General features: G+C 65.5%; 18 protein-coding genes and 1 pseudogene. 16 read left to right on the plus strand and 3 right to left on the minus strand.

Going from position 1 to position 19,183, the window contains the following annotated elements:
- Positions 1 to 32 precede the first annotated feature (32 nt).
- The 7 genes and pseudogenes from F595_RS0108745 (at position 33) to F595_RS0108770 (ending at position 7,405) form a co-directional block, all read left to right on the plus strand.
- Positions 33 to 2,207 (plus strand): 3-hydroxyacyl-CoA dehydrogenase NAD-binding domain-containing protein, encoded by a 2,175-nt coding sequence (locus tag F595_RS0108745; RefSeq protein WP_026913416.1) that lies wholly within the window; start codon positions 33 to 35, stop codon positions 2,205 to 2,207.
- Positions 2,208 to 2,330: 123 nt separating this feature from the next.
- Positions 2,331 to 2,588: pseudogene (locus F595_RS14875) on the plus strand (YkgJ family cysteine cluster protein); the annotation flags it as partial.
- 108 nt (positions 2,589 to 2,696) lie between these two features.
- Positions 2,697 to 3,518, plus strand: a complete 822-nt coding sequence (locus F595_RS0108750) for a MerR family transcriptional regulator (protein WP_022956489.1) — start codon at positions 2,697 to 2,699, stop codon at positions 3,516 to 3,518.
- Positions 3,519 to 3,642: 124 nt separating this feature from the next.
- The gene (locus F595_RS0108755; RefSeq protein ID WP_022956490.1) at positions 3,643 to 4,770 is read left to right on the plus strand and encodes an OmpA family protein; all 1,128 of its coding nucleotides are present in this window, start codon (positions 3,643 to 3,645) and stop codon (positions 4,768 to 4,770) included.
- 56 nt (positions 4,771 to 4,826) lie between these two features.
- On the plus strand, positions 4,827 to 5,546 hold the full coding sequence (locus F595_RS13525) for a TetR/AcrR family transcriptional regulator (RefSeq protein ID WP_051144676.1): 720 nt from the start codon (positions 4,827 to 4,829) through the stop codon (positions 5,544 to 5,546).
- A complete protein-coding gene (ung, locus tag F595_RS0108765) occupies positions 5,546 to 6,256 on the plus strand; it encodes a uracil-DNA glycosylase (RefSeq protein WP_022956492.1) in 711 nt (236 codons plus the stop codon). The genes F595_RS13525 and ung overlap by 1 nt, the downstream gene beginning before the upstream one ends.
- A 27-nt stretch (positions 6,257 to 6,283) precedes the next feature.
- Positions 6,284 to 7,405, plus strand: coding sequence for an enoyl-CoA hydratase/isomerase family protein (locus tag F595_RS0108770; RefSeq protein ID WP_022956493.1), 1,122 nt, complete (start codon positions 6,284 to 6,286; stop codon positions 7,403 to 7,405).
- A 9-nt stretch (positions 7,406 to 7,414) separates the two neighbouring features.
- Here the strand turns inward: F595_RS0108770 and ygfZ are convergent, their stop codons facing one another.
- On the minus strand, positions 7,415 to 8,371 hold the full coding sequence (gene ygfZ, locus F595_RS0108775; RefSeq protein WP_022956494.1) for a CAF17-like 4Fe-4S cluster assembly/insertion protein YgfZ: 957 nt from the start codon (positions 8,369 to 8,371) through the stop codon (positions 7,415 to 7,417).
- A 116-nt stretch (positions 8,372 to 8,487) separates the two neighbouring features.
- On the opposite strand from ygfZ, the gene F595_RS0108780 reads away from it, so the two are divergent.
- Together F595_RS0108780 and F595_RS0108785 are read left to right on the plus strand one after the other, a co-directional pair.
- Complete coding sequence (locus F595_RS0108780; RefSeq protein ID WP_022956495.1) at positions 8,488 to 8,745, plus strand: FAD assembly factor SdhE; 258 nt, start codon at positions 8,488 to 8,490, stop codon at positions 8,743 to 8,745.
- On the plus strand, positions 8,717 to 9,238 hold the full coding sequence (locus F595_RS0108785; protein WP_022956496.1) for a protein YgfX: 522 nt from the start codon (positions 8,717 to 8,719) through the stop codon (positions 9,236 to 9,238). Before F595_RS0108780 ends, F595_RS0108785 begins: the two co-directional genes overlap by 29 nt.
- Here F595_RS0108785 and nadB read toward each other — a convergent pair.
- Positions 9,147 to 10,793, minus strand: a complete 1,647-nt coding sequence (nadB, locus tag F595_RS13530) for an L-aspartate oxidase (protein WP_022956497.1) — start codon at positions 10,791 to 10,793, stop codon at positions 9,147 to 9,149. The genes F595_RS0108785 and nadB overlap by 92 nt on opposite strands.
- 254 nt (positions 10,794 to 11,047) lie before the next feature.
- Between nadB and F595_RS0108795 the strand changes: the two genes are divergently transcribed.
- The 7 genes from F595_RS0108795 (at position 11,048) to pdxJ (ending at position 18,442) form a co-directional block, all read left to right on the plus strand.
- Positions 11,048 to 12,475 carry a Do family serine endopeptidase gene (locus F595_RS0108795; protein ID WP_022956498.1) on the plus strand — a complete coding sequence of 476 codons (1,428 nt, stop codon included), beginning with the start codon at positions 11,048 to 11,050 and terminating at the stop codon, positions 12,473 to 12,475.
- Positions 12,476 to 12,610: 135 nt separating this feature from the next.
- The gene (gene lepA / locus F595_RS0108800) at positions 12,611 to 14,413 is read left to right on the plus strand and encodes a translation elongation factor 4 (RefSeq protein WP_022956499.1); all 1,803 of its coding nucleotides are present in this window, start codon (positions 12,611 to 12,613) and stop codon (positions 14,411 to 14,413) included.
- Positions 14,414 to 14,460: 47 nt separating this feature from the next.
- The gene (gene lepB, locus F595_RS0108805; protein ID WP_022956500.1) at positions 14,461 to 15,288 is read left to right on the plus strand and encodes a signal peptidase I; all 828 of its coding nucleotides are present in this window, start codon (positions 14,461 to 14,463) and stop codon (positions 15,286 to 15,288) included.
- On the plus strand, positions 15,285 to 15,992 hold the full coding sequence (gene rnc, locus F595_RS0108810) for a ribonuclease III (protein WP_022956501.1): 708 nt from the start codon (positions 15,285 to 15,287) through the stop codon (positions 15,990 to 15,992). The genes lepB and rnc overlap by 4 nt, the downstream gene beginning before the upstream one ends.
- Complete coding sequence (gene era, locus F595_RS0108815) at positions 15,992 to 16,951, plus strand: GTPase Era (RefSeq protein ID WP_022956502.1); 960 nt, start codon at positions 15,992 to 15,994, stop codon at positions 16,949 to 16,951. Before rnc ends, era begins: the two co-directional genes overlap by 1 nt.
- 15 nt (positions 16,952 to 16,966) lie before the next feature.
- On the plus strand, positions 16,967 to 17,686 hold the full coding sequence (gene recO, locus F595_RS0108820; protein ID WP_022956503.1) for a DNA repair protein RecO: 720 nt from the start codon (positions 16,967 to 16,969) through the stop codon (positions 17,684 to 17,686).
- A gap of 18 nt (positions 17,687 to 17,704) precedes the next feature.
- Positions 17,705 to 18,442, plus strand: coding sequence for a pyridoxine 5'-phosphate synthase (pdxJ, locus tag F595_RS0108825; protein ID WP_022956504.1), 738 nt, complete (start codon positions 17,705 to 17,707; stop codon positions 18,440 to 18,442).
- Positions 18,443 to 18,444: 2 nt separating this feature from the next.
- Here the strand turns inward: pdxJ and F595_RS0108830 are convergent, their stop codons facing one another.
- A complete protein-coding gene (locus F595_RS0108830) occupies positions 18,445 to 19,146 on the minus strand; it encodes an SIMPL domain-containing protein (RefSeq protein ID WP_022956505.1) in 702 nt (233 codons plus the stop codon).
- Between the last annotated feature and the right edge of the window lie 37 nt (positions 19,147 to 19,183).

Raw genomic sequence — 19,183 nt, forward strand, 5'->3', positions numbered from 1 at the left:
GGCTCAGCCCCTGAATGACAGAGAGAATGAACATGACTCAGAGTGCCATCCGCTGGGAAAAGGACGCGGACAACATCGTCACCCTGACGCTGGATGATCCCAACCAGTCCGCCAACACCATGAACGAGCTGTACCGCAAGTCGATGGGCGAGGCCGTGGCCCGTCTGCACGCCGAGAAGGCCGAGATCGCCGGTGTCATCCTCACCTCCGCCAAGAAGACCTTCTTCGCCGGCGGCGACCTGCGTCTGCTGATCCAGGCCACGGCCGAGCACGCCGACGCGCTCACTGCCGAACTGATCGAGATCAATGGCCAGCTGCGTCAGCTGGAAACCCTGGGCAAGCCCGTGGTGGCCGCGCTCAACGGTACCGCCCTGGGCGGCGGCCTGGAAATCGCGCTGGCCGCGCACCGTCGCATCGCCATCGGTGGCACCAAGGCCGAGTTCGGTCTGCCCGAGGTTTCCTTGGGCCTGCTGCCCGGTGGTGGCGGTCTGACCCGTGTCACGCGCATGCTGGGCATCCAGAACGCGCTCATGAACGTGCTGCTGCAGGGTCAGCGCATGAAGGCCGACAAGGCCCAGTCCACCGGTCTCATCGACGAGCTGGCCAGCGATGCCGAGGACATGCTGGCCAAGGCCCGTGCCTGGATCAAGGCCAATCCGGCCGCACAGCAGCCCTGGGACAAGTCCGGCTACAAGATGCCCGGCGGCACACCGTCGACGCCGTCGCTGGCCATGAACCTGCCGGCTTTCCCGGCCAATCTGCGCAAGCAGACCAAGAACGCCAACTACCCGGCACCGCGCGCCATCATGTCGGCGGTGGTGGAAGGCGCCCAGGTCGACTTTGACAACGCGCTCAAGATCGAACGTCGCTATTTCGTCAAGCTGGCCACCGGTCGCCAGGCCAAGAACCAGATCAAGGCCTTCTTCTTCGACCTGCAGAAGATAAACGGCGGCGGCTCGCGCCCGAGCAAGGAACAGTACCCGGCCTGGAAGGCCACCAAGGTCGGCATCCTCGGCGCCGGCATGATGGGGCAGGGCATTGCCTACGTTGCCGCCAGTGTCGGCATCCAGGTCGTGCTGCTGGACCAGACCATCGAGGCTGCCGAGCGCGGCAAGGCCTACAGCAAGGGTCTGCTCGACAAGCGCGTCAGCAAGGGCCGTCTCGATGCCGCCAAGGCCGAGGCCACGCTGGCGCTGATTCGGACCACCGCTGACCACGCCGACCTCACGGGCTGCGACATGGTCATCGAGGCCGTGTTCGAGGATCGCGCCATCAAGGCCAAGGCCACCGAGCTGGCCGAAGCCAATGCGCTGCCGGACGTCCTGATGTGTTCCAACACCTCGACGCTGCCGATCACCGGCCTGGCCACGGCCTCGAAGAAGCCGGAGAACTACATCGGTCTGCACTTCTTCTCGCCGGTCGACAAGATGCCGCTGGTGGAGATCATCCGTGGTGAGAAGACCTCGGATGCCGCGCTCGCCAAGGCCTTCGACTTCGTGCTGCAGATCCGCAAGACGCCGATCGTGGTCAATGACTCGCGCGGCTTCTTCACCTCGCGCGTGTTCGGCACCTTCACCTACGAAGGCATCGCCATGCTGGGCGAGGGCTACCACCCGCAGACCATCGAGCAGGCAGGCCTGCAGGCCGGCATGCCGGTGGGCCCGCTCGCCGTCACCGACGAAGTCACCATGGAGCTGGGCCGCAAGGTGCGTCTGCAGACCATCAAGGACCTCGCTGCCGAGGGCAAGACCTACCCGGCGCACCCGGCCGAAGCGGTCGTCGATCGTCTGATGGACGAGTTCGGCCGCAACGGCAAGCGCACCGGCAAGGGCTTCTACGACTATCCGGAAGGTGGCAAGAAGACCATCTGGCCGGGTCTGGTCGAGCACTTCGTGAAGCCCGAGAAGGTGCAGATCGGCGATGCCGAGTTCGAGGAGCTGAAGGAGCGTCTGCTTTATCGCCAGTCCATCGAATCGGCCCGCTGCTTCGAGGAGGGCGTGCTGACCTCGGTGGCCGATGCCAACATCGGCTCCATCTTCGGCATCGGCATGGCGCCGTGGACCGGTGGCGTGCTGCAGTACATCAACTACATCGGCCTGGCTGAGTTCGTGCAGCGCGCCGATGAACTGGCTGCCAAGTACGGTGACCGTTTCACGCCGCCGCAACTGCTGCGTGACATGGCCGCCGCCGGCAAGACGTTCGAGTAAGCCGTCGTGGTGATCGGCCGGTCCGTGGAGACCGGCCGATGCTGCCCGTGTCTGCACAGGCCCGCTCCGCAAGGAGCGGGCCTGCTGCTTTCTGCGCGGACAGGAATCTGTCAGCATGCCGGCATGAGTTCTCCTGACTGTCGCCCGGGCTGTGCCGCCTGCTGCATTGCGCCTTCCATCTCGTCTCCGATTCCCGGCATGCCCGATGGCAAGCCGGCAGGTGTGCCTTGCGTGCAGCTGGACGCTGCCGGACTGTGCCGCCTGTTCGGCCGGCCTGAGCGACCTGCCGTGTGTTCCGGCCTGCGCCCGGCGCTCGACATGTGCGGAGCGAGCAGGGAGCAGGCCCTGGCCTGGCTGACCACGCTGGAGCAGGCGACATCCCCGGCAATCACAACGACTGTTACAGCGGAACCTGTCAGCAAGGCGAGAACTATCGCCACGACTGCGGTATAGTCCTAGAATTCTTCCACGTGGTCGGGACATTGCCGGATGAGTGAACCCAGCGATCCTCAACTGTCAGCCGGTGATCCGGAGACAGCGGTTGCATCCTCGGTGCGTGAATTCACCATCGACGAGCTGGCGCAGATTGCGCGCATGACAGTCCGCAACGTGCGGGCCTACCAGGACAAGGGCCTGATCCCGCCTCCCGAGATCCGCGGCCGTACCGGCATCTATTCCGACGCCCACCTGGCTCGTCTGCGCATGATCGGGCCCCTGCTGGCGCGCGGTTACAGCCTCGGCAACATCGCCGAACTCATCGGGGCCTGGGAGCGGGGGCAGGACCTGCGTCAGCTGCTCGGCCTCGAGCAGGCCATCACCTCGCCCTGGTCCGAGGATGTGCCGGTCTATTACGAACTGTCCGAACTGATGACGGCATTCGGTCGCCAGATGACGCCCGAGCTGCTCGGCCGTGCCGTGCAACTGAACCTGGTGCAGGTTGACGGCGCGCGTTTTCGCGTACCCAGTCCGCGCCTGTTCAACGCCGGACTCGAGCTGGTCGCCATGGGTGTTCCCATGATGAGTCTGCTGGACGTGCTGGGCGGTCTGCGTGCCAATGTCGAGCAGGTTGCCAACCAGATCATGCAGCTGGTGGCGCATCACGTGCTCGAGCCGCTGGGCGCCGGCAAGCCGTCGCTGGGCAGCGATGTTCCGCAGCTGGCCGACATTCTCTGGCGGCTGCGTCCGATCATCGACGTCGCGGTCGAGGCCGAGGTCGCCACTGCCATGGAAAAAGCCACCCAGCGTTACTTCGGCGAGCGCATGGATGCCCTGTTCCAGTACGTGGTGAAAAGCAAGGATCGATCGGGTTGACCGACGGCCGGATTTTTTTTGTTAATTTCTTGTATATTCCGTGTTTAGAGCACTTACGTTTCCAGTAACCTTGCAGTCAAGGCACGCAAACGGACTGCCGCATACACTTTCTTGAGGATCAGACATGAACGCCAAGGCTTTCTCCCAATCCCTGCGACTGGCCATTGCCGCCGCCGCTCTGGCCGGTGCCTCCACGACCGCCATTGCCGCTGAAGGTTCTGCGGGCAGTGTCTATGACAAGTACGTCTACTTCGGTGGCTTCTATCTCGAAGCCGACAAGGATCGCGGTGCCGATGGCGGCAGCGTCGGTTACCAGGCCGGTTTCGGTCAGCGCCTCGGCAGCATCTCCAAGAACCTCTGGCTCGAAGGCCAGTTCTTCGGTGACACCGTCGAGACCGGCAATGGCAATGACACCGACTTCTACCAGTACGGCGTCGGTGCCGACCTGCAGTACGCCTTCGGTGACCGCAGCGAATTCACCCCCTACCTGGTTGCCGGCGCCGGTGCCGTCTACAACGACGTGTTCGGCAAGGATGACGACGAATTCAGCCCGTACGTGAACGTCGGTGCCGGCTTCACCAAGGCCATCTTCGGCTATGACAACCTGCGCCTGCGTGGCGAAGTGCGCGCCGTCTACGACACCTACGACAACGGCCTCAATGATGGCGACAAGGGTCTGATCGACTACCGCGCCGCTGTCGGCCTGGAAATGGCCCTCGGCAAGCCGGCCCCGGAAATCGTGGTCAAGGAAGTGCCGGTCGAGAAGATCGTCATCAAGGAAGTGCCGGTCGAGAAGGTCGTGGTCGAGGAAGCCCAGGTTGACGACGACGGTGACGGCGTCATCAACGAGCGCGACAAGTGCCCGAACACCCCGCAAGGTGCCAAGGTTGACGGCAACGGCTGTGTCGTCGAGCAGACCCTGGTCATGCGCGACATCACCTTCGAGTTCGATTCGGCTCGTCTGACCGCCAATGCCCAGCGTCTGATGGAAAACGTCGTGGCCTTCCTGCGCAACGACCCGAGCACCCGCATCGCCATCTCCGGCCACACCGACAGCCGTGGCAGCGATGCCTACAACATGAAGCTGTCGCGTGATCGTGCCAACGAAGTGCGTGACTACCTGGTGGGCTACGGCATCGATGCCAGCCGCCTGGAAGCTGCCGGCTACGGCGAGTCCCGTCCGGTTGCCAGCAACGACAACGACGAAGGCCGCGAGCTGAATCGCCGCGTCGAGTTCCAGATCCAGAAGTAAGTGCTCTGGTGGTGATGAAAAAGGGCCCTCGGGCCCTTTTTCATTGCAGAATCAGCATGACCTCGCAGCAGGGAGTGGACCTCAAGGTGAGTGCAGAGACCCGCATGGATGCAGCAGAGCCGGCCGCCACGGCGGCGGGCAGACCGGCATCGTCCAGTGTGCAGCGGCAGCAGCGCGGCGAGCTGCGGCGCACGGCCATTCTGCGCGCCACCTGGCAGGTAGTGCTGCGTGACGGTGTCCGCGGTGTGCGCCATCGCGCGGTCGCCGAAGCGGCCGGCGTGCCGCTGGCGTCCACGACCTATTACTTCAAGGACATTCACGAGCTGCTGGTGCAGTCCTTTCAGCTCTTTGCCGAAGAGGCCTACACGCGCTTCACCCAGCCGTTCTGGCTGCAGGCTGCCGAGCGCATGAGCGAGGTTGCGCTCGGCCCGGATGATCGTCGCTGGAGCGACCTGCTGACGGATCTGGCGGCCGACTACATCGCCCAGCGCCTGCGCGATCACCGTGAGCAGGTGGTCATGGAGTATGCCTTCTGGTATGCCGCCTTGCACGAGCCGGAGCTGCAGCCGGCCGTGCGTGACATGGCCCTGCGCTGGATGGGGCTGCTGCTGCCCTGGTTGCGTCAGGCCGGTCTCAGGCAGCCTGAGCAGGCTGCCCGTTGCGTGCTGGCCACGGTGCGCCGGATTGAATACGAAGCCTTGATCGAAAGCTCTGCCACGACGCAGCAGAACTGGATACGCGAGGCACTGCATTACCAGATCAAGGGGCTGTGGTGATGAGTCTGGATGCTGCCGCGATGCCGGCACGCCCGGTGCAGTTGCCGCCGGACTGGCATGCCAGCCTGGATGCCACCTTGCGCCAGCCCTGGATGGATGCACTGCGTGATTTCCTGCGTGAGGAAAAAGCCGCCGGACATCCAGTCTACCCGCCGGGCAACCAGATCTTTGCCGCCTTCAATGCCACGCCGCTGTCGGCCGTGCGTGTGGTCATTCTGGGCCAGGACCCCTATCACGGTCCGGGCCAGGCGCATGGCCTGAGCTTTTCGGTGCCGCCCGGGCAGCGCCAGCCGCCATCGCTGCAGAACATCTTTCGCGAGCTGCACCAGGATCTCGGCATCCTGCCTCCGCCTCACGGCGACTTGCGCAACTGGGCAGGGCAGGGTGTGCTGCTGCTCAACAGCGTGCTCACCGTGCGCGCCGGCGAGGCCGCCTCGCATCAGGGCAGGGGCTGGGAGCGTTTCACCGATGCCGTCATCGAGGTGCTCAACCGTGAGCGTGAAGGCCTGGTGTTCATGCTCTGGGGAGGGTACGCCCAGCGCAAGGGACGTATCATCGACACCCGTCGTCATTGCGTGCTGACCGCCGCTCACCCGTCGCCGCTGTCGGCGAATCGCGGCGGCTGGTTCGGTTGCCGGCATTTTTCCCGTGCCAATGCCTGGCTGCGCGAGCGCGGCCAGACCACCATCGACTGGGCCCTACCATCCTGAGCCGGGCGCCTGCCTGAGGAGTGAGTCGTGACATCCCTGCCGGTACAGTGTGAAACCCGTGAATTGGCGTCCGGACGATGCCTTGGCATCGCCACCCTGGACAGCGAGCGCAGCCTCAATGCCCTGACCTTGGACATGGTCGACTGCCTGCTGCCGCAGCTGGCGGCGTGGGCAGCCGACGAACGCGTGGTCATGGTGCTGCTGCGTGGCCGCGGCGAGCGCGCCTTCTGTGCCGGGGGTGACGTGCGACGGCTTACCGAGTTCGCGCGCAGTGGCGAGGGTGATGCCCTGGCGGCCGGGCATTTCTTTGCCCGCGAATATCGTCTGGACTACGCCATCCACCAATTCCCAAAGCCCTTGCTGGTCTGGGGCAGCGGCATCGTCATGGGTGGCGGCATGGGTCTGTGGATGGGTGCGCGCTTCCGCGTGGTGACCGAGACCACCCGCATGGCCATGCCCGAGATCAGTATCGGACTGTTCCCGGATGTTGGCGGCAGCTACTTCCTGTCGCGTCTGCCTGGCCGCTTCGGGCTCTACCTGGGTCTGACCGCGCAGCATTTCAACGGTGCCGATGCCCTCGCGCTCGGGCTGGCCACGGATCAGCTGTCGAGCAGCGACTGGCAGCCCCTGCTGGATGATCTGGCCGGCCTGGCCTGGTCTGGCGATGCCGCCGAGCATGCTGACCAGGTGCAGGCCGTGCTGCGTGCACGCGCCTCGTCTGCGCCCGCGTCGGCGCTGCTGTCACGAGAGGACGCCATCGAAGCGGTCTGTGCCCATGCCGATCTGGTCACGCTGGATGCGGTCTGGCGGGATGTCGTGCCGGAGCAGGACTGGCTTGCCAAGGCGATGTCCACGTATCGTGCCGGCTCGCCCACCAGCGCTGCGCTGGTCTGGCAGCAGTGGCACCGTGGCAGCCGGCAGTCGCTGGCGCAGGTGTTCCGTGACGAGTGGCGCATCGCGACGCACTGTGCTGCCCGCCATGATTTCCCCGAAGGCGTGCGTGCCCTGCTCATCGACAAGGACCAGCAGCCGCGCTGGCAGCCGGCCACGCTGGCCGAGGTCACGCCGGCGTGGCTGGCCGGCTTTGATCAGGTGCCGGCGGGCCATGCGCTGCCGCTGGACGATCTCGAAGCCTGCTATGGCAGCTGAGGCGAACGCTCAGCGGGTGAAGGGCAAGGCGCTCAGGGTCAATGAGCGGCCTTCCTGGCTGATCAGCTCATAGTGTTCGCTGTCGTCACGCAGCAGCGCCAGCACGGTGACATGAGCCGGGTCGCCCCAGCTCGCCGCCACCAGTTCGCCGACAGTCTGGCCATGTGCGGTCACCGGCGTGCCTGACACCAGGGTCAACGCGTCATCACCGCCCGGATCGCTGCCCTGCAGGCAGGCCAGACGGGTCTTGAGCTGCCCGCGGAAATACAGCCGCGCCACGATTTCCTGACCCAGATAGCAGCCCTTCTGGTAACTCACGCCCTGCAGGACATGAAAATCCAGCTCCTGGGGCTGAAAGCGTTCGCTGTCGGCGGCTGGCAGCATCAGGTCACCGGCACGCAGGCTGCCGGTCAGCCAGGCCTGCCAGGCCGCTGCGTCTGCCGTCACCTCGGCACTGCCGGCAGCAGCTGCCGTCAGCACCAGTCCGCGAAAGTGGCCCGGCAGATGCAGTTTCATCCGGCCCTCGTCCTGGCAAACCTGGTTCGGCTCGGCAGGCCACGGGCCGCTGGCCTGCCAGGCATGCTGGCCGAGCACGCCAGCGACCTGCCAGCCGCCGGCCGTCAACGTCACCTTGGAGAAGACGGCGTATTTGCCCAGGCGCTGCTGCGCTGCCGCAAGCTGGTCGGCGGGCAGAACCAGCACAAAGCCGTCGGCCACGGCGAGCACACGAAAGCTGATCTGGAGGCGACCCTTGAGGTTGAGCAGGCCGCCCGGACGGCTGCTTTCCGTCGTCACCTCACGCATGTCGCAGGTGACCTGACCTTGCAGAAAGCTGGCGGCATCGGGGCCGGTCACGGCCAGGGTCGCCAGCGGCAGCAGGGCCTGCAGATCGGCCGAGGCCAGCAGGCTGGCGGTGGCTTCCCGTTCGGCAAGGGCCGGGCGCGGGTAGAGGCTGGCAGACGACATGAAGACTCCTGGATGACAAGGTCACAAGATGACGGACATGGTGGCGAAATGGGGATCGCGTGGCTATTTACAAGATCTATAATGCCGCGTTCAGGATCAGGACTGCAGGATTTTCTATGTCGCGGCCATTTACCGATGCCGAGCGCCGGTTGCGCTGGCAATGCCGTCGCGGGCTCAAGGAGCTCGACGTGTTGCTGGAACCCTTCATGGAGGAGCATTACCGTGATGTCAGTGCCGAGGAGCAGGACCTGTTTCAGCGTCTGCTGGCCGAGGAGGATGTCGACCTGCTGTCCTGGTTCATGCAATACACCGTTCCCGACGATGCCGAGCTGGAGCGCATAGTGCATGTCGTGCTCCGGCGTCTGGCAACCTGAGCACCGTTTCCGCGCCTCACGCCTGGCCCGGCTCTGGTGCCTGGCGCTGCTCCTGCTGGCATTGCCCGCGATTGCCTGCAGTCATGCTCCGCTCTGGTTGCAGGGTGCAGCCGCCGTGCTGGTCGCCATCTGGGCCGGACTGATCCGGTGGCAATCCGGGCGCGTCAATGACGCGGACGTGCGGGCCTGCCGGCAGATTGCCACCGGATGGCGACTGACCCTGGTGGATGGCAGCACGGCACATGCCGATCTGCACGGACCGGTACGCGATGCGCGTCATCTGCTCTGTCTGGCCTGGCGGGAGCAGGCCGCCGATCTGGCACCGGGTCAGCAGCCACGCATCTGGCGTCTGGCCCTGTGGTCCGATCAGCTGCCGGCGGATGACTGGCGGCGCCTGCGGGTCAGCCTGCGCTGGCGATCGCGCGGTCCCGAGTCGACAGCGAGGGCACTCGCCAGGTCGACTGCTCCGGCACCAGCACGCTGTCCTGGATGACGCTGTCCAGCTCGGGGTAGTCCAGCGTGTAATGCAGGCCACGTGACTCCTTGCGCATCAGCGCACAGCGGATGATCAGCTCGGACACCATCACCAGATTGCGCAGTTCGAGCAGGTTGGCCGACACCCGGTAGTGGCTGTAGTACTCCTCGATCTCGTCCTGCAGCAGCTGCACGCGGTGCAGCGCGCGCTCCAGCCGCTTGGTGGTGCGCACGATGCCGACGTAGTCCCACATGAAACGGCGCAGCTCGTCCCAGTTGTGCAGGATCACCACGTCCTCGTCCGGATCGCGCACCTGCGAGGCATCCCATGCCGGGCAGGCGGAGGGCGGCGGCGTGCTGTCGAAACGAGTGCTGATGTCGCGTGCGGCGGCCATGGCATAGACCACGCATTCTAGCAGGGAGTTGCTCGCCATGCGGTTGGCGCCGTGCAGTCCGGTGAACGAGGTTTCACCGATGGCATAGAGGTTTTGCACATCGGTTTCGCTGTGCCCGTTGACCATCACGCCGCCGCAGGTGAAGTGTGCGGCCGGCACCACCGGGATGGGGTCGGTGGTGATGTCGATGCCCAGCTCCAGGCACTTCTGGTGAATGTTGGGGAAGTGCGCCTTGATGAAGTCGGCGGGCTGGTGCGAGATGTCGAGATAGACGCAACGTATGCCAAGACGCTTCATTTCGTAATCGATGGCGCGAGCCACGATGTCGCGTGGCGCGAGCTCGGCACGCTCATCGAAGCTGGGCATGAAGCGGGTGCCGTCGGGCAGGCGCAGCAGGGCGCCTTCGCCGCGCATGGCTTCGGTGATCAGGAAGGTGCCGGCCTGCGGATGGTACAGGCAGGTCGGATGGAACTGGTTGAATTCCATGTTGGCGACACGGCAGCCGGCCCGCCAGGCCATGGCGATGCCGTCACCGGTGGCGATGTCGGGATTGCTGGTGTAGAGGTAGGCGCGACTGGCGCCTCCGGTGGCCAGGGCCACGAAACGGGCGCGAAAGACATCCACCTCGCCGCTGTCCTTGTCCAGCACGTAGGCGCCGAGCACCCGGTTGTCACCGGCTTGCCCGAGCTTGTGCGTGGTGATCAGGTCGACGGCGACGCGATTTTCCAGCAGATCGATGTTGGCGGCGGCACGTACCCTGTCCAGCAGACCGGTGGAGATGGCACGCCCGGTGGCATCGTCGGCGTGAATGATGCGGCGATGCGAATGGCCGCCTTCACGGGTCAGGTGCAGATGATCACTTTCGTCCAGGGTGAAGCGCACACCCTGCTGCACCAGCCAGTTCACGGCCTCGGGACCATGCTCGACGGTGAAGGTGACGCTGTCCTCGTGGCAGAGGCCGGCACCGGCCACCAGGGTGTCGCTGACATGGCTGCCCAGCGAGTCGGTGGCATCCAGCACGGCGGCGACACCGCCCTGGGCGTAGTAGGTGCTGGCCTCGGTGGGCACTGCCTTGGACAGCAGGGCGATGCGCAGGTGCGCGGGCAGGTTGAGTGCCAGGGTCATGCCGGCGGCACCGCTGCCGATGACCAGCACGTCATGCTCGTAAGTCGTGTTCATGGAAAATCAGGCTGGCTGTCATGAAAGCGTGATGATGCCACAGTATGCGGTGCCGGCCGCGTGCTGGCGAGACCGTCGGGCCGGACAGCTGCAGGACAGTGACACATTGCTCGCCGGCAGCGTGTCAGCGCGCCGCGACAGGCGACGTTATGGCAGGGACGTGGCGGCTTTGCGGCCTGCCCGAGTCCCCTTGCAGCGCCTGCAAACTGTCGCCACTATCCTGATGTGTTCGTGGCTTGTCCTGGAGAGAGTCGATGTCGCCGTCCCGCCGTCCCGGTCTTCCTGCCCTGATGCTGATGTCCGTGTTTGCCTGCGGTCTGGCGCCCCTGCCGGTGGCAGCGGCGCTGCCCGAATTCGCCGACATTGTTGCCAGCACCAGCCCCTCGGTCGTCAACATCAGCGCCACCGCGCGCTCGCGCCCGGCCGCCAATGCCTCCAGCGAGGAAATGCAGGAGCTGCTGCGCCGCTTCTACGGGCTGGACCTGCAGCCGCAGCAGCCACGCCAGCGCCAGTCGTTCGGCTCCGGCTTCATCATCAGTGCCGATGGCTACGTGCTGACCAACAACCACGTCATCGACAACACCGACAAGGTCATGGTTCGTCTCAGTGACCGACGCGAGGTCGAGGCCAAGGTCATCGGCACCGACCCGCGCACCGACATCGCCCTGCTCAAGATTCCGGCAGGCAATCTTCCGGCCGTGAAGATCGGCAGCCCGGGTGCGCTGCGCGTCGGCGACTGGGTGCTGGCCATCGGCTCGCCGTTCGGCTTCGACTACTCGGCCACGTCCGGCATCGTCAGCGCCAAGGCACGGGCCCTGCCCAACGAGGCCTACGTGCCTTTCATCCAGACCGATGTCGCCATCAACCCCGGCAATTCCGGCGGTCCGCTGTTCAATGCGGCGGGCGAGGTGGTCGGCATCAATTCGCAGATCTACAGCCGCTCCGGGGGCTTCATGGGCGTGTCGTTCGCGATTCCCATCGATGTCGCCATGGAGGTGGTGGAGCAGCTGCGCGAGCATGGCAAGGTGCGACGTGGCTACCTCGGCGTCTCCATCCAGGAGGTCACGCGCGAGCTGGCGGATGCCTATGGTCTGGAGCGGCCTGCCGGGGCGCTGATCGCCGGCATCGAGCCGGGTTCCCCGGCGGCCGAGGCCGGTCTGCGCCAGGGTGACGTGGTGACCGAATTCAATGGCCGCGCGCTCAACCTGTCGGCCGAGCTGCCGCAGTCAGTGGGGCGTGCCAAGGTCGGTGAAAGCTATCGCCTGACGGTGGTGCGCGAGCGGAAGCCGATGACCGTGATGGTCAAGGTGGCCGCCCTGCCGGAGGCCGAAGAGACGGCTGCCGGTACGCCAGCCAAGGGTGCCGGCAAGAAGGAGGCGCCGGACTTTTCCCGCCTCGGTCTGGTGGTTCGCGATCTGCTGCCCAGCGAGAAGACGGCGCTCAAGGTCAAGGCCGGCACGCTGGTGGTGCGGGTCAGCGAAGGCTCGGCGGCGGAGGCCGGTCTGGCGGTGGGTGATGTCATCAATCGCGTCGGCAGTACCGTGATCAACTCCACCCAGGACTTTGCTGCCGTGATGAGCGGCCAGCCTGCCGGCAAGACCCTGCCGATCAGCATCGTGCGTCGCGGAAGCAGCCAGATCCTGGCACTGCGCATGCCGCAGCCGGAGGGCGAGGGCGGCTGAGCCGTCGCGGCAGCCCGATCATGGCTGCGGGAGGCTGGCGCTGGCAACGCGCCAGCCTGTGCTGTCCGCTCACCAGCGCGTCAGCTGCATGCTACACTTCGCGACTTTGCATAGCCCCCATCCGGGTAAGAGTCCGTGTCCGACATCAAGAACATCCGCAATTTTTCCATCATCGCTCACATCGACCATGGCAAGTCGACGCTGGCTGACCGCTTCATCCAGATCTGTGGCGGCCTCGAGGACCGCGAGATGCAGGCGCAGGTGCTTGACTCCATGGACCTCGAGCGCGAGCGCGGCATCACCATCAAGGCGCACTCGGTCACGCTGTATTACACCTCGCGGAAGGACGGCCAGAAGTACCAGCTGAACTTCATCGACACCCCCGGTCATGTCGACTTCTCCTACGAGGTCAGCCGTTCGCTGGCGGCCTGCGAGGGTGCCCTGCTGGTGGTGGATGCCGCCCAGGGTGTGGAGGCGCAGTCGGTGGCCAACTGCTACACCGCCATCGAGCAGGGCCTGGAGGTCATGCCGGTGCTGAACAAGATCGATCTGCCGCAGGCAGATCCCGATCGCGTCTGCGAGGAAATCGAGGAGATCATCGGCGTCGAAGCCGTTGATTCGCCGCAGTGCTCGGCCAAGACCGGTCTCGGTGTCGTCGACGTGCTCGAGGCCCTGGTCGCGCGCATCCCGGCGCCCGAGGGAGATCGTGATGCGCCCTTGCAGGCCCTGATCATCGACTCCTGGTTCGACAACTACCTGGGCGTGGTGTCTCTGGTGCGTGTCAAGCACGGCCGCGTCAAGAAGGGCGACAAGATCCTGGTCAAGAGCACCGGCCAGACCCACCTGGTCACCAGCGTCGGCGTGTTCAACCCCAAGCACCAGGAAACCGGTCTGCTCGAAGCGGGTGAAGTGGGCTTCGTCATCGCCGGCATCAAGGACATCTTCGGCGCACCGGTCGGCGACACCCTGACCCTGTCGACCACGCCTGACGTGGCCATTCTGCCCGGCTTCAAGAAGGTCAAGCCGCAGGTCTACGCCGGCCTCTTCCCGATCTCCTCGGATGACTACGAGCCGTTCCGCGATGCCCTGTCCAAGCTGACCCTGAACGACTCGGCGCTGTTCTTCGAGCCGGAGTCGTCGGATGCGCTGGGCTTCGGCTTCCGTTGCGGCTTCCTCGGCATGCTGCACATGGAAATCGTGCAGGAGCGTCTGGAGCGCGAATACAACCTCGATCTGCTGACCACGGCACCGACCGTGATCTACGAGATCGTGACCAAGAAGGGCGAGACCCTTTACGTCGACAACCCCTCGAAGCTGCCTGACACGGGATCGGTCGAGGAGTTCCGCGAGCCCATTGCCGAGTGCCACATCCTGGTGCCACCGGAGTTCGTCGGCGACGTCATCAAGCTCTGCCAGGAGCGACGCGGCGTGCAGAAGAGCATGCTGTTCCACGGCAAGCAGGTGGCGCTGACCTATGACGTGCCCATGGGCGAGGTCGTGCTCGACTTCTTCGACCGCCTGAAGTCCTGCTCGCGCGGCTACGCCTCGCTGGACTACGCCTTCAGCCGCTTCGAGAACGCCAGCCTGGCCCGTGTCGACATCCTCATCAACGGCGAGCGTGTCGACGCGCTGGCGATGATCTGCCACACCGCCAACGCCCGCTACCGCGGCATGGCCATCGTCGAGAAGATGAAGGAACTGATTCCGCGCCAGATGTTCGATGTCGCCATCCAGGCCGCCATCGGTGCGCAGATCATCGCGCGTCAGACCGTCAAGGCCATGCGCAAGGACGTGCTCGCCAAGTGCTATGGCGGCGACGTGTCGCGCAAGAAGAAGCTTCTCGAGAAGCAGAAGGAAGGCAAGAAGCGCATGAAGCAGGTCGGCAGCGTGGAAATCCCGCAGGAAGCCTTCCTGGCCGTGCTCAAGGTCGACAAGTAAGCCTGTGAATCCGGGCGGACACACCGCCCGCAGCCCCGGAGTGCGGCATGGACATTGATTTTTCCCTGGTACTGACGGTGGCCGTGCTGGTCTGCGGAGCACTCTGGGCCTTTGATGCCCTGCTGCTCAAGCCGGGCCGCCTGCGCCGCCTGGCTGCCGCCGAGACGACGGCGGCAGCGCAGGGGGCCGCCTTGCCGGCCGAGGCCCGCGAGCGCCTGCAGCGCGAACCCTGGCTGTTCGAGACCGCACACAGCTTCTTTCCCGTGCTTGCCGTGGTCTGGGTGCTGCGCTCGTTCGTGGCTGAGCCGTTCACCATCCCCTCCGGTTCCATGCTGCCGTCGCTGCAGGTCGGTGACTACGTGCTGGTCAGCAAGTTCAGCTATGGCCTGCGCCTGCCGGTGCTGAACCGCGAAATCCTGCCGGTTGCGCTGCCCGAGCGTGGCGATGTCATGGTGTTCAAGTTTCCGCCGCAGCCGGGCATGAACTACATCAAGCGCGTCATCGGTCTGCCCGGTGACCAAGTCGAGAGCCGCGGCGAACAGCTTTTCATCAACGGTCAGCCGGTGGCACGCAGCCTGGTCTCGGAGACGCCGGTCGAGGCGCCCTGGGAGCAGGTCTGGCGCGAGTCGCAGGGCGAACGCCAGTACACCATCCGTGAAGAGATCGGCCGCGATCCGGTGGGCGCCGACTGGCGTTTCACGGTGCCGGAAGGGCAGTACTTCGTGATGGGCGACAACCGCGACAACTCCAATGACAGCCGCTTCTGGGGTCCGGTGCCCGAGCACCTGATCGTGGGCAAGGCAGTGGCGATCTGGATGCACAAGAAGCCCGGCCTGAACTGGCCCAGCTTCTCGCGCAACGGGGGCATCGAGTGAGTGACGCGCTGGCACGCCTGCAGCGCGTGCTGGGCTACCGTTTTCACGACGAGGCCTGGTTGCGCCTGGCGCTGACCCACCGCAGCGTGTCCGGACGCCACAACAACGAGCGTCTGGAGTTTCTCGGCGACGCCCTGCTCAATTTCGTCATAGCCGATTGCCTGTATCAGCAGTTTCCCGACGAGGACGAGGGCCGCCTGTCGCGTCTGCGCGCGACCCTGGTGCGCGAGGAGACCCTGGCGTCACTGGCGCGCGAGTGGAAGCTGGGTGACTATCTGCACATGGGCTCGGGCGAGCTCAAGAGTGGCGGCTTCCGCCGCGACTCCATCCTCGCCGATGCGGTCGAGGCCGTGCTTGGTGCCATGCATCTCGATGGCGTCACGCCGGCGGAGATGCAGGACCATATCCGGCGCTGGTATGGTGAACGCCTGACCGGCATCCGCGCCGGCGAGGCCCTCAAGGATGCCAAGAGCCGTCTGCAGGAATGGCTGCAGGGCCGGCGTCTGGAGCTGCCCACGTACACGCTGCTGTCGGTGACCGGTGTCGCCCACCAGCAGCATTTCCAGGTCCGCTGCCAGGTTGCGGCCTTGCCGGACAGCACGCAGGATCTGGTGGCCGAGGGCCGCGGCCCCAGTCGCCGTCTCGCCGAACAAGATGCCGCTGCCGCCATTCTGGCGCAGATCACGGCGACCCAGGAGTCCTGATGTCCACGTCCGATGACCTCATCAATTCGTTCTTTGCCGGTGCTGCCAAGACGCCGTCGGCGATACCGGCCGACTACCGCTGCGGCTACGTGTCCATCGTCGGGCGTCCCAATGTCGGCAAGTCGACGCTGCTCAACCACATCCTCGGCCAGAAGATCGCCATCACCTCGCGCAAGCCGCAGACCACGCGTCACCGCATGCTCGGCATCGTCACCCGTGACAAGGTGCAGGCCATCTACGTCGACACGCCGGGCATCCATGGCGAGGAGCGCAAGGCCATCAACCGCTACATGAACAAGGCGGCGACCTCGGCCCTCAAGGATGTCGACGTCGTGCTGTTCGTGGTCGACGGCCTCAAGTGGTCGCCGGACGACGAGCTGGTGCTGACCAAGCTGCAGAAGGTCAACCTGCCGGTGCTGCTGGTGATCAACAAGGTCGACACGATCGAGGACAAGGCCGCGCTGCTGCCGCACATCGAGCAGCTGTCGCAGCGCCTGCCCTTTGCCGAAGTGATTCCGGTATCGGCACTCAAGGGCCACAACCTGGATCGTCTGCACGATGCGGTCGGCCAGCGCCTGCCGTTCTCGCCGCCGTTCTATGACGAGGACCAGGTCACCGACCGTTCGCAGCGTTTTCTCGCCGCCGAGATGGTGCGCGAGAAGATCATGCGCCAGCTCGGCGAGGAAGTGCCCTACGAGATGACCGTGGAAATCGAGGAGTTCAAGCAGGAAGGCAAGCTGCTGCGCATTTCCGCCTGCATCCTGGTCGAGCGTGAGGGTCAGAAGAAGATCGTGATCGGCGATGGCGGCCAGCGCCTCAAGCTGATCGGCACCGAGGCGCGCCTGGACATGGAGAAGCTGTTCGGCAGCAAGATCTTCCTGTCGCTGTGGGTCAAGATCAAGGGTGGCTGGTCCGATGACGAGCGCGCCCTGAAAAGCCTGGGCTACAGCGATCTCTGAGCCGAGGCCGCGCACATGACACGTGATCGCGACTGGCAACCGGCGTATCTGCTGCATGCCAGACCGTATCGCGAAACCAGCGTGCTGGCCGACTTCTTCCTGCCGGCACGCGGACGTGTCGCTGCCGTGCTGAGGGGCGCGCGCCGCAAGGGCCAGACCATGCCGGCACCGTTCCAGCCCTGGTTCATCCAGCTTGCCGGTGCCGGCGATCTGCACACCGTGACCGCTGCCGAGCCGGCGGGCGTGCCGCTGTCGCTGACCGGCAACGCGCTGTTCTCCGGGCTCTATCTGAACGAGCTGCTGGTGCGGCTGCTGCCGCGCGATCTGGCCCAGGGCGAGCTGTTCGTGGCCTATGCCGGAGCGCTCGGCGAGCTGGCGGAAGCGACATCGCCAGACGCCATCGAGCCGGCCCTGCGCCGCTTCGAGCGGCAATTGCTGGATGCCATGGGGCAGAGCATCAGCCACGAACGTCAGGCAGACACCGATCAGCCGCTGCAAGCGACCCTGCATTACCAGTACTATCCCCAGCACGGCTGGCTTCCGGCCAGAGAGGGGCAGGCCGGTGCCTGGAGCGGTGCCGACATTCTCGCGGTCGGCCGCGATGAGCTCGATACGCCATCACGCCGGCGGCTCGCCAAGACGCTCTACCGTGCTGCGCTGGCGCCGCTGCTGGGTGACCGCCCGCTCAAGAGTCGTGACCTCTTTCTCGCCATGCAACCGGCGAAACCCGCCTAACCGTTCAGGAGTGCTGTCATGTCAGCCTTGTATCTCGGCGTCAACATCGATCATGTCGCCACGCTGCGCCAGGTCCGCGGCACCCGTTATCCGGAGCCGGTGCATGCCGCCCTGATGGCCGAGGAGCATGGTGCTGACGGCATCACCGTGCACCCGCGCGAGGATGGCAGGCACATCCAGAAGCGTGACGTGCGCGTGCTGGCCGAGGTGCTGCAGACACCCATGAATCTCGAGATGGCCGTTACCGAGGACATGCTGCGCTTTGCCGAGGAGATTCGCCCCAGACACGTCTGTCTGGTGCCGGAAAAGCGTGAGGAGCTGACCACCGAGGGCGGGCTCGACGTGGTCGGCGGCTTTGACCGCGTCAGCGCTGCCTGCCGCCGTCTGGGCGCCCTGGGCATGGACGTGTCGCTGTTCATCGATCCGGAGCCGGCACAGATCGACGCTGCCATCCGTGCCGGTGCGCCCACCATCGAGCTGCATACCGGCGCCTATGCCGAGGCCACCGATCCCGAGGTCATCGAGCGCGAGTTCCAGCGCATCCGTCTGGCAGCCGAGTACGCGCAGGGGCGTCTGGTGGTCAATGCCGGTCACGGCCTGCACTATGACAACACCGCGCGCATCGCGGCGCTGCCGCAGCTGCACGAGCTCAACATCGGCCACGCCATCATCGCCCGCGCCGTGTTCTGCGGCCTGGGTCAGGCGGTGCGCGACATGAAGGCCCTGATGCGCGCGGCGCGCCAGGGTCTTGCCTGATCTCAGCGATCCAGCTGGATGCTGCCGCTGACGGTCAGCGACAGGCGTGACTCGCCCGCTGACACTTCCATCGCCGGGGCGGCATCAGCCATGGCCGCCTTTGCCATCATCATCATTTCCGGACGCGGCATGGGTTGGCCGCCACTGCTGCCGATGGACAGGCTGACCAGACGGTAGCCCTTGGCGCCCCAGGCCGAACGCACGGTATCGGCCTTGCTGCGGAAAGCGGCGATGGCCTCCTCGGTCAGCGTCTTTTCCAGGCCCTGACGCGTCTCTTCCGAGACCGTGAACTGGATGCCCTGCAGCTGCAGGCTGTCCTGCAGCTGGCCGAGCAGCTCACCGGCGGCCTTGAAGTCCTTCGACTCGATCTGCAGTTCCGCACGACCGCTCCAGCCGGTGACCTTGTTGTCCTTGCCATAGAGCGGCCAGCTGCGCTGGTTGCCGGTGCGCACCTTGACCGACGGCCAGGCCTTCGCCGTCTGCAGGGCGGCATTGCCGATGCCGGTCAGTGCCCGGGCCAGCGCAGCCGGCGACTTGTCCTGGCGCTCGACGGCCACAGTCGCGATCATCAGGTCGTTGGGCAGCTGGCGTGACACCTCGGCCTGGAAGTCGACGCGGTCGAAGGTGGGGGCCGTTTCGCCGGCATGCACGGCAGGCGCCAGCAGCAGGGAGGCAAACAGCAGGGGACGTGACAGTGACGGCATGAAAATTCTCCGGGGCAGGCAGGGGAGGCGTGCGAAG

It is taken from the genome of Perlucidibaca piscinae DSM 21586 (genome assembly GCF_000420045.1).
In the GTDB taxonomy this organism is placed as follows: Bacteria; Pseudomonadota; Gammaproteobacteria; order Pseudomonadales; family Moraxellaceae; genus Perlucidibaca; species Perlucidibaca piscinae.

Excerpts from the sequence above, each read along its gene's own strand:
- F595_RS0108745 (WP_026913416.1), top strand. The coding sequence starts at position 33 with ATGACTCAGAGTGCCATCCGCTGGGAAAAGGACGCGGACAACATCGTC.
- F595_RS0108750 (WP_022956489.1), top strand. The coding sequence starts at position 2,697 with ATGAGTGAACCCAGCGATCCTCAACTGTCAGCCGGTGATCCGGAGACA.
- F595_RS0108755 (WP_022956490.1), top strand. The coding sequence starts at position 3,643 with ATGAACGCCAAGGCTTTCTCCCAATCCCTGCGACTGGCCATTGCCGCC.
- F595_RS13525 (WP_051144676.1), top strand. The coding sequence starts at position 4,827 with ATGACCTCGCAGCAGGGAGTGGACCTCAAGGTGAGTGCAGAGACCCGC.
- ung (WP_022956492.1), top strand. The coding sequence starts at position 5,546 with ATGAGTCTGGATGCTGCCGCGATGCCGGCACGCCCGGTGCAGTTGCCG.
- ygfZ (WP_022956494.1), bottom strand. The coding sequence starts at position 8,371 with ATGTCGTCTGCCAGCCTCTACCCGCGCCCGGCCCTTGCCGAACGGGAA.
- F595_RS0108780 (WP_022956495.1), top strand. The coding sequence starts at position 8,488 with ATGTCGCGGCCATTTACCGATGCCGAGCGCCGGTTGCGCTGGCAATGC.
- F595_RS0108785 (WP_022956496.1), top strand. The coding sequence starts at position 8,717 with ATGTCGTGCTCCGGCGTCTGGCAACCTGAGCACCGTTTCCGCGCCTCA.
- nadB (WP_022956497.1), bottom strand. The coding sequence starts at position 10,793 with ATGAACACGACTTACGAGCATGACGTGCTGGTCATCGGCAGCGGTGCC.
- F595_RS0108795 (WP_022956498.1), top strand. The coding sequence starts at position 11,048 with ATGTCGCCGTCCCGCCGTCCCGGTCTTCCTGCCCTGATGCTGATGTCC.
- lepB (WP_022956500.1), top strand. The coding sequence starts at position 14,461 with ATGGACATTGATTTTTCCCTGGTACTGACGGTGGCCGTGCTGGTCTGC.
- era (WP_022956502.1), top strand. The coding sequence starts at position 15,992 with ATGTCCACGTCCGATGACCTCATCAATTCGTTCTTTGCCGGTGCTGCC.
- recO (WP_022956503.1), top strand. The coding sequence starts at position 16,967 with ATGACACGTGATCGCGACTGGCAACCGGCGTATCTGCTGCATGCCAGA.
- pdxJ (WP_022956504.1), top strand. The coding sequence starts at position 17,705 with ATGTCAGCCTTGTATCTCGGCGTCAACATCGATCATGTCGCCACGCTG.
- F595_RS0108830 (WP_022956505.1), bottom strand. The coding sequence starts at position 19,146 with ATGCCGTCACTGTCACGTCCCCTGCTGTTTGCCTCCCTGCTGCTGGCG.